This window comes from Stagnimonas sp. FW305-C-60, assembly GCF_058782965.1.
Window position 1 is genome coordinate 358,241 of sequence record NZ_JBYSYF010000002.1, and the last position, 12,726, is coordinate 370,966.

The 12,726-nt window shown below is 65.5% G+C and carries 12 protein-coding genes and 1 tRNA gene; 8 read left to right on the plus strand and 5 right to left on the minus strand.

Annotated elements, in window-relative coordinates; all coding sequences use genetic code 11:
- Window positions 1–48 precede the first annotated feature (48 nt).
- The 4 genes from mgtA to dapA all read right to left on the minus strand — a co-directional run bounded on the left by mgtA (window position 49) and on the right by dapA (window position 4,177).
- Window positions 49–2,541 carry a magnesium-translocating P-type ATPase gene (gene mgtA, locus AC3WT6_RS08520; RefSeq protein WP_492653152.1) on the minus strand — a complete coding sequence of 831 codons (2,493 nt, stop codon included), beginning with the start codon at window positions 2,539–2,541 and terminating at the stop codon, window positions 49–51.
- Between the two features lie 310 nt (window positions 2,542–2,851).
- A tRNA-Ser gene (locus AC3WT6_RS08525) sits at window positions 2,852–2,941 on the minus strand.
- 28 nt (window positions 2,942–2,969) lie between these two features.
- Entirely contained in the window at window positions 2,970–3,296 is a 327-nt protein-coding gene (locus tag AC3WT6_RS08530; protein ID WP_492653153.1) for a hypothetical protein, read from the minus strand.
- Entirely contained in the window at window positions 3,293–4,177 is an 885-nt protein-coding gene (gene dapA / locus AC3WT6_RS08535; RefSeq protein WP_492653154.1) for a 4-hydroxy-tetrahydrodipicolinate synthase, read from the minus strand. The genes AC3WT6_RS08530 and dapA overlap by 4 nt, the downstream gene beginning before the upstream one ends.
- Window positions 4,178–4,304: 127 nt before the next feature.
- Here dapA and AC3WT6_RS08540 point away from each other — a divergent pair, with 127 nt between their 5' ends.
- The 6 genes from AC3WT6_RS08540 (at window position 4,305) to AC3WT6_RS08565 (ending at window position 8,857) form a co-directional block, all read left to right on the plus strand.
- Window positions 4,305–4,841 (plus strand): glycine cleavage system transcriptional repressor, encoded by a 537-nt coding sequence (locus AC3WT6_RS08540; RefSeq protein ID WP_492653155.1) that lies wholly within the window; start codon window positions 4,305–4,307, stop codon window positions 4,839–4,841.
- A 9-nt stretch (window positions 4,842–4,850) separates the two neighbouring features.
- Entirely contained in the window at window positions 4,851–5,318 is a 468-nt protein-coding gene (locus AC3WT6_RS08545) for a peroxiredoxin (RefSeq protein WP_492653156.1), read from the plus strand.
- Window positions 5,319–5,452: 134 nt separating this feature from the next.
- Window positions 5,453–6,892, plus strand: coding sequence for a PhoH family protein (locus AC3WT6_RS08550; protein WP_492653157.1), 1,440 nt, complete (start codon window positions 5,453–5,455; stop codon window positions 6,890–6,892).
- A 27-nt stretch (window positions 6,893–6,919) separates the two neighbouring features.
- Entirely contained in the window at window positions 6,920–7,252 is a 333-nt protein-coding gene (locus tag AC3WT6_RS08555; protein WP_492653158.1) for a hypothetical protein, read from the plus strand.
- Between the two features lie 19 nt (window positions 7,253–7,271).
- Window positions 7,272–8,048 (plus strand): sulfite exporter TauE/SafE family protein, encoded by a 777-nt coding sequence (locus AC3WT6_RS08560; protein WP_492653159.1) that lies wholly within the window; start codon window positions 7,272–7,274, stop codon window positions 8,046–8,048.
- Complete coding sequence (locus tag AC3WT6_RS08565) at window positions 8,045–8,857, plus strand: ion transporter (RefSeq protein WP_492653160.1); 813 nt, start codon at window positions 8,045–8,047, stop codon at window positions 8,855–8,857. The genes AC3WT6_RS08560 and AC3WT6_RS08565 overlap by 4 nt, the downstream gene beginning before the upstream one ends.
- Before the next feature lie 8 nt (window positions 8,858–8,865).
- Here the strand turns inward: AC3WT6_RS08565 and htpG are convergent, their stop codons facing one another.
- Window positions 8,866–10,731, minus strand: coding sequence for a molecular chaperone HtpG (htpG, locus tag AC3WT6_RS08570; protein ID WP_492653161.1), 1,866 nt, complete (start codon window positions 10,729–10,731; stop codon window positions 8,866–8,868).
- A 268-nt stretch (window positions 10,732–10,999) separates the two neighbouring features.
- Between htpG and AC3WT6_RS08575 the strand changes: the two genes are divergently transcribed.
- Window positions 11,000–12,277 (plus strand): ammonium transporter, encoded by a 1,278-nt coding sequence (locus AC3WT6_RS08575; RefSeq protein WP_492653824.1) that lies wholly within the window; start codon window positions 11,000–11,002, stop codon window positions 12,275–12,277.
- Window positions 12,278–12,329: 52 nt separating this feature from the next.
- Entirely contained in the window at window positions 12,330–12,677 is a 348-nt protein-coding gene (locus AC3WT6_RS08580) for a hypothetical protein (RefSeq protein ID WP_492653162.1), read from the plus strand.
- The last annotated feature ends 49 nt before the right edge of the window (window positions 12,678–12,726 follow it).

The following is a 12,726-nucleotide window of genomic DNA, read 5'->3' on the forward strand; positions in this document are numbered from 1 at the left end:
GAGCGCAGGCTAAACCCCGGACCAATATCCAGAGTCAAGCCCGGGCGCCTATCTGTCGCCAATCGCGTGTGCGTAGAACCGCTTTTTTGCCAGCTCGACCGCCAATACATACGCCAGGGTCAGGCCGATCATGGCCAGCAATAGCGGCGCCGGCAGCGGCACAAAGCCCAGCATCGAGCTGAGTGGCAAGTAGGGAATCAGCAGCGCAATGGCAATGACGACGCCGGTGCTGACCAGCAGCCAGTTCCCGGGCCGGCTGCGGTAGAACGGGCGGCGGGTGCGCACCACCAGGGCGATCACCAGCTCGGTCAGCAGCGATTCGAGAAACCAGCCGGTGCGGAACTCCTCCGGCGCGGCTTCGAACAGCCACAGCAGCACGCCAAACGTGAGCAGATCAAAGACCGAACTCAGCAGGCCGAACAGCACCATGTAATCGCGAATGAACAGCGCATCCCAGCGGCGCGGCTTCGCCACCCATTCCGGATCCACCCGATCACTGGCGATGGTGGTGGCCGGGATGTCCGACAAGAAATTGTTGAGCAGGATCTGCGAGGCCAGGAGCGGCAGAAACGGCAGGAAGACGGACGCCGCCGCCATGCTGAACATGTTGCCGAAGTTGGCGCTGATGGTGGTGAGGATGTACTTGAGCGTGTTGGCGAAGGTGGTTCTGCCCTCGTCGATACCCTGCCGCAGCACCCCGAGATCCTTGCTCAGCAGCACGAAGTCGGCGGCCTCCTTGGCGACATCCACCGCGGTATCCACCGAGATGCCGACGTCGGCGGTGTGCAGGGCCAGCGCGTCGTTGATGCCATCGCCCATGTAACCCACCACATGACCGCTCTTCTGCAGAGCGAGGATGATGCGTTCCTTCTGGTTGGGGTCCACCTCGGCAAACACCGTGGTGCGCCCGGCGGCGTGCAGCAGGGCCTCGTTGCCCATCGCATCCAGTTCGGCACCGGTCATGATGCCGGTGACCGGCAGATCGACCGCCTCGGCCACATGCCGCGCCACCTTGCGGTTGTCGCCGGTGATGATCTTGAGTTGCACTCCACGCTGCGCTAGGTCAGCAATAGTCTGGCGCGCATCCGCTTTGGGCGGGTCGAGAAACAGCAGGAAGCCGGCGAAACAGAGCTCGCATTCGTCGGCACGGGTATAAGGCGCCGCGCGCGCCGCCACGGTCCGCCAGGCAACCCCGAGCACCCGATAGCCCTGCGCGCTCCATTGCCCATAGCTGGCTTCGATGCGGGCACGCCGGCTGGCATCCAGCGCCGCGCCCGCATCTCCCACGGTGGTGCATAGGGCCAGGATGTTGTCGAGCGCGCCCTTGATGATCAGCCGGCGGCTGCCGCTGGCATCGGCGGCCACCACCGACAAGCACTTGCGCACGAAGTCGTAAGGGACTTCATCGATTTTTTGCGTCGCGCTGTAGTCCAGACCGGCGCGCTTGGCGGCGGCGCGCAAGGCCTCGTCCAGCGGATTTACCAGCCCCGACTGCAGCTGCGCGTTGATGCCCGCGAGGCGCAAGACCTCGACACTGTCCTGCCCCAGGGGGTCGACCGCGGCGCCCAACTCCACCACGCCCACCGTCAGGGTGCCGGTCTTGTCGGTACACAGCACATCCATGCTGCCGAGGTTTTCAATCGAGTTCAGCCGCCGCACGATCACTCCCAGCTTGGCCATGCGCTTGGCGCCGTGCGAAAGCGTGATGCTGATGATGGCCGGCAGTAGCTCGGGGGTAAGGCCCACCGCCAGCGCCAGGGCGAATAGCAGTGAGGCGATCGGCGGCTTGTCCATGAAGATGTTGATGGCCAGGACCATCACCACCATGGTCAGCATGATCCGCGTCAGCAGGTAGCCGAAGCGCTGGATGCCGCGCTCGAACTCGGTCATCGGCGGACGCAGCGCCAGCTTGCCGGCGATCTGCCCGAACACGGTGGCCTTGCCGGTCCGCACGATCAGCACCTTCGCGGTGCCGCTGCGCACATTGGTGCCCATGTACACGCAGTTTGCGCGCTCGGCCAGGCCGGCATTCTCGGCAACCGGGACAGCGTTTTTTTCCACCGGAAAGGTCTCGCCGGTGAGCACCGCCTGATTGACGTAGAGATCCTTCGTCTCCAGAACCACGCCATCGGCGGGTATCAAGCTACCGGCGGAGAGCAGCAGCACATCGCCACGCACCACCTCGCTGGAAGGCAGCGTTTGCAGCTGCCCGTCGCGCAGGACACTCGAATGGATGGTGGTCTTCGAGCGCAGCTTTTCGATCACATTGCCGGCGATGTACTCCTGGGCGAAGCCGAGGATCGTGCTGCCGAACACGATCACCAGCACCACGCCCGCGTCTATCCATTCCGCCGCGACCAGCGAGATGATCGAGGCCACGATCAAAATCAGAATCAGCGGACTCTTGAACTGGCTTGCGAACAGGCCGAATGCCGTGGCCCGGTTCTTCGCATCCAACGCATTGAGGCCATCGCGCTTGAGCCGCGCCGCCGCCGCAGGCTGCGAGAGGCCGCCAGCCTCGGAGTCCAGCGCCGCCAACAAGCGCTCTGCCGGCAAGCTCCAATAGGCATCCGGGATGGCGCCAGCGCCGGGCCCGGATGCGGGCGCAGGCCGAATGAGCTTGGAGAAGATGTGCACCGGCCCGCCCCCAAAGTGCTTCCCGAGGTCTCAGGCCAGTGAGCCCGCCGCCGGCTAGGCCCTAGCCCATCGCCAGCAGGGCGGAATCTCGGGAACAGGCGATCCGCCGCGCTGCTAGGTATACACCGGCCACGACCGGCGGCCACAGGGGGCGAACAACAAAAAACCCCGGATCGCTCCGGGGTTTTTTAAGAACTGCTGATGCTGCAAACTTTGGCGGACAGGGCGGGATTCGAACCCGCGAAACGGTTACCCGTTTACAAACTTTCCAGGCTTGCTCCTTAAACCACTCGGACACCTGTCCAGATTCGCTAGTTTACCTTCAAACGCCCTTATTTGGCAGCCGGCGGCGCGGCCGGAGTCGGCTCTGGCTCCTGCGGCGGCATCGGCGGCGGCACATCCAGACAGGCGCCACGCCGGCCCTTGCCATGCGCCACCGGTTCGGCGGCGGCGGCCTGGGCGGCCTCGGTCAATGGCGGGATGCGCAGCGCCGAGGGCGACTCCGGCAGGCGCAGATCGCCAGTCCCCTGAATCACCGGGATCGACTCCGCCTGCCGATACTTGGCCTTGTCGGTGCACTCACCATTGGTGGCACAGCCCACCAGACTCAGGGCCAGCAGCGCCAGCACGGGGGTGGTGAGGTAGCGGGAAACACTCATGCAAGCACTCCAGAAGCGCGCAGCGCCTCGCGGACAACGGGTTGTTGGGCAGCCGACAAGGGCACCAGCGGCAGCCGCAGGCCGGCGGGGATGCGGCCCATGGCGTGCAGGGCCCACTTCACCGGGATGGGATTGGGTTCCACGAACAGCTTCTGATGCAGCGGCAGCAATTGCGCATCGAGCTGTGCCGCCAGCGTGGCGTCGCCGGCCAGCGCCGCGGCGCACATGCGGCTCATCAGACCGGGCGCGACATTGGCGGTGACCGAAATATCGCCGACAAAGCCGGCGAGGATGGCCTCGCGCGCGGTCTCGTCGTCGCCGGAGAGCAGCGCAAAGTCCTTGCGCAGGCCCAGGCCCAGCAGCGCCTGCCGGCGCTCCGGCGTGCCCACCGCTTCCTTCAGGCCGATGATGTTGGCGATCGGCGCCAGGCGCGCGACGGTTTCCGGCAGCAGGTCGCAGCCGGTACGGCCGGGCACGTTGTAGAGCAGGATCGGCGCGCCGGTAGCCTCGGCCAGCGTCTTGTAATGACGGTACAGGCCTTCCTGCGGTGGCTTGTTGTAATAGGGCGTCACCACCAGGCAGGCGTCGGCCTTGGCCTCCTGCGCGGCGCGGGTCAGCTCGATGGCCTCGCGGGTGGAATTGGCACCGGTGCCGGCAATCACCGGCACCCGGCCGCGGGCCTGCTTGACCACGCGTTTGATCACGTCCAGGTGTTCGTCGACATCGAGGGTGGCGGACTCACCCGTGGTGCCCACCGCGACCAGCGCGTTGGTGCCCTCGGCGAGGTGCCACTCGACCAGCGCGTCCAGGCTGGTCCAGTCCACTTCGCCACTGTCGTGCATCGGCGTCACTAGCGCGACGATGCTGCCCCGGATTTGCATGGGATCATTGAGTTTCTGGAAAGGATCGCCAGTATAGCCCACGACCCTGCGCCGCCACCGCGCCTTGCGCGACGCTCAAAGCGGCTTAAACTCAGAACGCCGCGACTTCGCGGCAAGATCACCTCACATGCTCTCTTCCGAATTCCTAAGCATTTCCGTACTGGCAGCCCCGCGCCCGCAGATCGCGCTGGAACTGTTCCGGGCCATCCGCGAGCGGGGCGGCGAAGTCGAGGACTGCCGGATCGCCCCCATCGGCGACCGGCTCACCGCCAACCTCGTGGTCTCTGGCAACTGGAGCACCCTGGGCCGACTTGAAACCGCCCTGCCCGGCATCGCCGAAAAACTGGAGTTGCAGGTCCGCTTCGAGCGCTGTGGCGCCCGCGAGCAGAATCCCGCCTACCGCCCCTACGCCGCCGACGTGATCGCCCCGCAACAGCCGGAGCTCCTGGTGCACCTGCTGGAGTTTTTCGGCTCGCAGGACGTGCAGGTGGCGGAGATGAACTCGCAGAAATACGCCTCCGGCCACACCGGCGCTTCGATGTGCAGCGTGCAGCTGGTGCTGCATGTGCCGGTCAACCAGCACCCGCAGGCCCTACGCGAATCCTTCATGGATCTCTGCGACGATCTCAACGCCGACGGCATGCTGGACCCGATCAAGACTTAAGGGCCGACAATGAGCATAGAAATTGGCGACAAGCTACCGCCCCTGAGCCTGCCGGCCAGTGGCGGCAATACCATTACGCTCAACAAGGACTACGCCGGCAAGAAGCTGGTGCTGTACTTCTACCCCAAGGACAACACCCCCGGCTGCACGCTGGAAGGCCAGGACTTCACCCGCCTGTACCCGGCGTTCCAGAAGGCCGGCGCCGACATCGTCGGAGTGTCGAAGGACAGCGTGAAGTCGCACGACAACTTCTGCGCCAAGTTCGGCTTTCCCTACCTCTTGATCTCCGACACCGAGGAAGAGGCCTGCACCGCCTTTGGCGCCATCGTCGAGAAGAGCATGTACGGCAAGAAGTACCTGGGCATCGACCGCTGCACTTTCTTGTTCAACGAAAAGGGCAAGCTGGTGCAGGCCTGGCGCAGCGTCAAGGCCAAGGGCCATGCCGAAGAGGTATTGGCCGCGGTGCAGGAGCTCTAAGCCCCTTGCGCCTAGTCGCAACGCCGTCCGTTTTCCCGAAAGCCGGGACGCTCAGCGTCGCCGGCTTTTTTCTTGCTTGAGTGTTTTCCCGCACAAGCCCTGCCCACCGATCCAGCCCCACGCACCGAGCCCGCATGTCCAAGAAGAAGATCTTCGTCCTCGACACCAACGTGCTGATGCACGACCCGAGCAGCCTGTTCCGTTTCGAGGAACACGATCTGTTCATCCCGATGGTGGTACTGGAGGAGCTGGACGGACTGAAGAAAGGCACCAGCGAGACGGCGCGCACCGCCCGCCAGGTCAGCCGCCTGCTCGACGATCTGGTCGCCGGCAAGGACCACGCGCAGATCGAAAAGGGCATCGCGCTGCCGACCACCGCGCTGAAGAAGAACGGCAACGGCGGTGGCCGCCACGGTGCGGCTTCCACCGGCAAGCTGTTCTTCCAGACCCAGCCAACCGAGACCTCGCTGCCCGGCATCCTGCCCGGCAACAAGCCGGACAACTCCATTCTCATCACCGCGCTGGCGGTGCAGGCCGCGCATCCCGGCCGCTCGGTAGCCCTGGTGTCGAAAGACATCAACCTGCGGATCAAGGCCGCCATCGTCGGCGTCCACACCGAGGACTACCACAACGACCAGGTGCTGGAAGACACCGACCTGCTCTACACCGGCTACACCACCCTGCCCGACGATTTCTGGGACAAGCACAGCGACAAGATGGAAAGCTGGCAGGACGAGCGCGCGCGCGCCTGCTACAAGATCCGCGGTCCCTTGGTGAAGAACTGGCACGTCAACCAGTTCCTGCACCTGCCCGACGATGCCGATGACGTCGGCCTGGACATGGTGGTGCAGGCGGTCGAGGGCAATAGCGCGACGCTGCGGGTGATCCGTGACTACCAGCACGGCAAGACCCCGGTTTGGGGCATCCACGCCAAGAACCGCGAGCAGAACTTCGCGCTCAACCTGCTGCTTGATCCCGAGATCGACTTCGTCACCATCCTCGGCACCGCCGGCACCGGCAAGACCCTGCTGACGCTGGCCGCCGGTCTTGCCCAGGTGCTCGACGAGACCCGCTACCGCGAGATCATCATGACCCGCGTCACCGTGCCTCTGGGCGAGGACATCGGCTTTCTGCCCGGCACCGAGGAGGAAAAGATGACGCCCTGGATGGGCGCGCTGATGGACAACCTGGAAGTGCTCACCCAGCCGCATGGCGGTGGCAGCAGCAATGACTGGGAGCGCCAGGCCACCAACGACATCCTCTCCAAGCGCATCAAGATCCGCTCGCTCAACTTCATGCGCGGCCGCACCTTCCTCAACCGCTACATCATCATCGACGAGGCGCAGAACCTCACCGCCAAGCAGATGAAGACCCTGATCACCCGCTGCGGCCCCGGCAGCAAGATGATCTGCCTGGGCAATCTGGCGCAGATCGACACGCCCTATCTGTCGGAAACCACCAGCGGCCTCACCTACGTGGTCGACCGTTTTCAGGGCTGGCCGCATGGCGGCCACGTCACCCTGGCGCGCGGCGAGCGCTCGCGTCTGGCGGCCCACGCCTCGGATATTCTCTAGGGCGAAGACCAATCACACGGAGTTGTCATGCTCTCTTCCCTAGTCCGCGGCGCCAAGGATGGCGCCCTGGCGATGTCCATGAAGGCCTTTCTCAACGACAAGCTCGGGATGTACGGCGAGATTCTCGAATGCTCGGTGGATACCAAGTCCAACCGGGTGATGCTCAAGGCCCATCTCAAGGGCGAGGCGCACACGGTCACCGCCGCCATCGAGCGCTATGACCTGGAACGCGAGGGCACGGACCAATACATCGTGCTCAAGCAGTTTTCCAGTTCACGGGAATGGCTGACCCTGGTGCTGCAGCGCTTCTTCACCGACAAGCGCTACAAGCTGCCCACGGCGGTGACCAAGCTGCTCTGAAGCCGGATCGGCTGCGACCTTGGGCGCGCTCGACACCACCCTGGCCGCGCTCTGCGGCTTTGCCTTTGTGGCCGGCTTCATCGACGCCGTGGTCGGCGGCGGCGGCCTGGTGCAGGTACCGGCCCTGTTCGTGCTGCAACCGCAGCTGGCGCCGGCGACGCTGTTCGGCACCAACAAGTTCTCCAGCGTGTTCGGCACCGCCAACGCCGCCTGGCAGTACGCGCGCCGGGTGCAACTGCCCTGGCGGGTGCTGGGCCTGACCGCCGCCACGGCTTTCGTGTTCTCGGTACTTGGCGCACGCGCGGTCAGCGTCTTCGACCCGGCACTGCTTCGCCCGCTGGTACTGGCGCTGCTGGTGCTGGTGTTCGTCTACACCTTGTGGAGGAAGGACTTCGGCAGCCTGCACGCGCCCAAGCTCAGCCCGCGTCAGCAAACGCTGGCCGGCGTTGCCGTGGGCGCACTGATCGGCTTCTACGACGGCTTCTTCGGTCCCGGCACCGGCAGCTTCCTGATCTTCGCCTTCGTCGGCCTGTTCGGCTTTTCCTTTTTGGCCGCCTCGGCGGCGGCCAAGCTGGTGAATCTGGCAACCAATCTGGCGGCGCTGGCCTGGTTCATCCCCCACGGCCAGGTGGTCTATCGGCTGGCAGCGCCGATGGCGGTCTGCAACATCGCCGGTTCCTGGCTGGGCTCGCATCTGGCAATCAGGAAAGGCAGCGGTTTCGTGCGCAGCCTGTTCATCCTGATCGTCGCGGCGCTGATGGCGCGCATGGCCTATGACCTCTGGAGGAGCGCATGAGCCAGCTGGAACCTGGCCTCAAGGACGTACCGGTCGCACCGCTGGCCGCAGGCCCCGAAGCGCCGCGCGCGGTGCGCCCGCGCGACTGGCTGATGCTGTTGCTGGCCCTGTTCTCCATCGGCCTCTTGAGCTGGGAGACCTGGGGCACGGTCAGCGCCTCGCAGCGAACCTGGATACTCGGCGCCGACTACGCGGTGTGCGCGATCTTCGCCGCCGAGTTTCTCTGGGAATGGCGGCTCGCCGGCTGGCAGCGCGGCTATCTGCTGCGCAACTGGTACGAGATTCTCGGCATGATCCCGGTATCCAGCCCGGCGCTGCGTGGTTTCCGGCTGTTCCGGGTGATCCGCATCCTGATCCTGCTCAGCCGCTTCGGCATGGCCGCCGATCGCGCGCTGGGACGTGGCTTTACCTACCGCCTGGTCAACCGCCTCAGCGAGCGGCTGGTCAATCTGATCAGCGCGCGCATCACTCTGGCGGTGCTCGACGAGGTCTGCGAAGTGCTGCAGAAGGGCCACTACACCAAGAACGTCGCCCGCGCGCTGGACGAGAACCGCGAGGCGCTGCGGGCGATGGCGCTGGAGAAGGTGCTGGCGGATCCGCAGATGCGCCGCTTCCAGCGCATCCCCTTCTTCAACGACATCAGCAATGCCGCGGTGGAAGCCAGCCTGCGGGTCGCCACCGAGCTGCTGCACGACCCGCGCACCGACGAGTTCGTCGCCGACGTGCTGCGCGAGAACATCCAGCAGATCCGCGTCGCGGTCGCCGCCAACCACCCGGAGCAGCGGCTACCGCCGACTCCGGGTAGCTGAAGTTCGACTCAGAGGATCAGGCGCGGCTTGTCGCTCAAGCCGTCGAGGATCAGCTTGTTGAGGCGCTTCACGAAGCTCGCCGGATCGTCGAGCTGACCACCCTCGGCCAGCACCGCCTGGTCGTGCAGCAGCTCCGCCAGTTCCGCGAAGCTGGCTTCGTCGGCGCTGTCCTTGAGCCTGGCCACCAGCGGATGCCCGGCATTGATCTCGAAGATCGGCTGACCACCGAAGGGCATATTCTGACCGGCAGCCTTCATCATCCGCGCCATGCGCAGCGACATGCCGTATTCGTCGGCGACCAGGCAGGCCGGTGATTCGGTCAGCCGCGCCGACAGCCGCACGTCACCGACCTTGCCGGCCAGCACCTTCTTCAGGCGCTCCAGGGTGTCCTTGTAGGCGGATTCGTTGGCGGCCTTTTCCGGCGTCTCGATCGCCGACTCGATGTCCTTCGCCGAGCGGGCGACGCTGTCCAGCTTCTTGCCTTCGAACTCGCGCAGATGGCTGGTCAGCCATTCGTCGATGCGGTCGCTGAGCAGCAGCACCTCGTAGCCCTTGGCCACGAAGCCTTCCAGATGCGGGCTGTTCTTCGCCGCCGCCAGGGTGTCGGCGGTGATGTAGTAGATGCTCTTCTGCTCCGGCTTCATGCGTGCGACGTAATCGGCCAGCGTCACCGTCTGGCCGTCCGGATGCGTGCTGCTGGCGAAGCGCAGCAGCTTGGCGACCCGCTCGCGGTTGCCGTCGTCCTCGATCACGCCTTCCTTCAGCACCGAGCCGAAGGTCTTCCAGAATTCCGCGTACTGCTCGGGCTTGTTGGCGGCGAGATCGTCGAGCAGATCCAGCGCGCGCTTGACCAGGGCGGTCTTGATCTTGTCGACCATGCGGTTGCCCTGCAGCAGCTCGCGCGAAACATTGAGTGGCAGGTCGGCGGAGTCGACCAGGCCGCGCACGAAGCGCAGCCAGGGCGGCAGCAGCTCGGCGGCCTTGTCCATGATGAACACGCGCTTCACGTAGAGCTGCACACCGCTCTGTTCCTCGCGGTTGAACAGATCGAAGGGCGCACGCTTGGGGATGTAGAGCAGCGAGGTGTATTCGAGATTGCCCTCCACCTTGTGGTGGGCCCAGGCCAGCGCCTCGTCCCAGTCGTGGGAGAGGTGCTTGTAGAAGGCCTGGTAGTCCTCGTCGCTGAGCTCGGACTTGGGCCGGGTCCAGAACGCCTTGGCCTGGTTGATGACCTCGGCCTTGCCGTCCTTGACCAGACTCACCGGCAGCGCCAGGTGGTCGGAATACTTGTGCACCAGGCCGGTGAGGCGATCGGCGTCGAGGAACTCCTTGTCTTCGGCGCGCAGATGCAGGATCACCTCGGTGCCACGGTCGGCCTTGTGGTGCGGCTGGATCTGATAGCTGCCCTCGCCGTCGGAGTCCCAGCGCACCGCCTCGCCGTCGGCCTTCTTGGTCAGCACGGTGATGCGCTCGGCGACGATGAAACCGGAGTAGAAGCCGACCCCGAACTGACCGATGAGCTGCGAGTCCTTGGCGGAGTCGCCGGTGAGCGCCTCGAAGAACTTCTTGGTGCCGGAGCGGGCGATGGTGCCGAGGTTCTCCACCACCTCCTCGCGCGACATGCCGATGCCGTTGTCCTTGACGGTAAGAGTGCCGGCGGCGGCATCCGGGATCAGCTCCACGCCGGGGGTATCGCCACCCAGCAGCTCCGGCCGCGCCAGCGCCGCGAAGCGCAGCTTCTCGCAGGCATCGGAGGCATTGGAGATCAGCTCGCGCAGGAAGATCTCCTTGTTGGAGTACAGCGAGTGGATCACCAGCTTCAGAACCTGGCGGGTTTCGGACTGGAATTCTTTGGTTTCTATGGTTTCCGTCATGGCAGGCACGCGACTTTTAGGGTTGATGATTGATTTGCTTGCTGTTTTGGGGATGGCGGCGCGCCGTTCAAGAGCCGCGTCGCAAGTCCTTGGGCGCAGGCGGACCCGCCTGGCGGCGCCGGCCCGGCACCGCCGGAGGAAAAACGCAGACCAGTTGGCACCCAATTTGCTCTGCTTTCCGGTGTAGCTGCTGCATTGCACCAAATCTGTACCTACAGACACTGTTCAAGGACTGCCAGTGAGCAATCGCACCGCCTTCAGCCGGCTGATGAGCCTGACGCTGATCGCACTTGCCTCCCCCGCCTATGCCCAGCCGACCACGGTCGGCTTCGACCAGATCAGCGCCGGCGACACCGCCTGGATGCTCAGCTCCACCGCCCTGGTGCTGCTGATGACCATCCCCGGCCTGGCGCTGTTCTACGCCGGCATGGTGCGCAAGAAGAACGTGCTGGCCACCGCCCTGCAGAGCCTGTGCATCTGCGCGCTGATCACCGTGCTCTGGGTGTTCATCGGCTACAGCCTCGCCTTCACCCCCGGCACGCCCTGGATCGGCAGCCTCGACCGCCTGCTGCTCGACGGCATGGTCTACATCAAGGAAACCTCGCAGCTGAGCGTCAGCCACATCGCTCCGACCATCCCGGAGTCGGTGTTCGTGATGTTCCAGCTCACCTTCGCGATCATCACCCCGGCGCTGATCACCGGCGCCTTCGCCGAGCGCATGCGCTTTGGCTCGCTGATGGTGTTCATGACCCTCTGGTCGCTCCTGGTCTACGTGCCGGTGGCGCATTGGGTCTGGGAACCGGGCGGCTGGCTGGCTTCGCTGGGGGCGTTGGACTTCGCCGGTGGCACCGTGGTGCACATCAACGCCGGCGCCGCCGGCCTGGTCTGCGCCTGGATGCTCGGCCCGCGCGCCGGCTACGGCAAGGATGCCTTCCTGCCCTACAACCTGGCCCTGACCATGGTCGGTGCCTCCCTGCTCTGGGTCGGCTGGTTCGGCTTCAATGCCGGCTCGGCGGTGGCCGCCGACGGCCGCGCCGGCATGGCCATGCTGGTCACCCAGGTGGCGACCGCGACCGCGGTGCTGGTCTGGATCACGGTGGAATGGATGACCCGTTCGCGGGTCACCATGCTCGGCGCCTGCTCGGGCGCGGTGGCTGGCCTGGTCGCCATCACCCCGGCTTCCGGTTTCGTGAATGTTGGCGGCGCGCTGGTGATCGGCCTGGCCGCCGGCATCGCCTGCTTCTGGGGCGCCACCGGCCTCAAGCGCCTGCTGCGCGCCGACGATTCGCTGGACGTGTTCGGCATCCACGGCATCGGCGGCCTGGTCGGCGCCCTGCTCACCGGCGTGCTCGCCGACAAGAACATCGGTGGTGTCAGCGGCAACCTCGGCATCCAGGCCATCGGCGCTTTCGGCACCCTGATCTACAGCGCAGCGGTCAGTTTCGTGATCCTGCTGGCCATTCGCTACACCATCGGCTTGCGCGTGAGCACCGATGAGGAGCGCAGCGGCTTGGACCTCTCCCTGCACTCCGAGCAGCTCATCTGAGCCGCCCGGTGCGCAGGAAACCCTTCTCACGCGAGTCCACTAGGAGTCCAGTGTGATGGTTTACGACGACAAGTTTCCCATTGCGGCCCAGTTGTTCATCCGCCTCAAACGCAGCCCCGGACGGGTGATCGACGTCACCTGGATGCTGGAGAACGAGATGTACGCGCTGGAAGTGCTGCGGGTGGCGCGATCCGCCGACGCCGAGAGCGCCGAGCTCGCCAACCGCTACGAGGCACTGCTGCGCGCACGGCCCGGCAAGGCGGCGGCACCGGCGGCCCAGGGCGGCGCGATGTTCGCGCGTACCGGCGCCTTCACCACCGCCGGTGGTGCCGCCGCGGCGGCCAGCGAGGAGACGGTGGCCCCGGAAGTCGGGCGTCACTACGTCGGCGCCCTGCGTTAGACCACCCGGACACCCAAAGCAAAACGCCCCGCTTCGCGGGGCGTTTGCG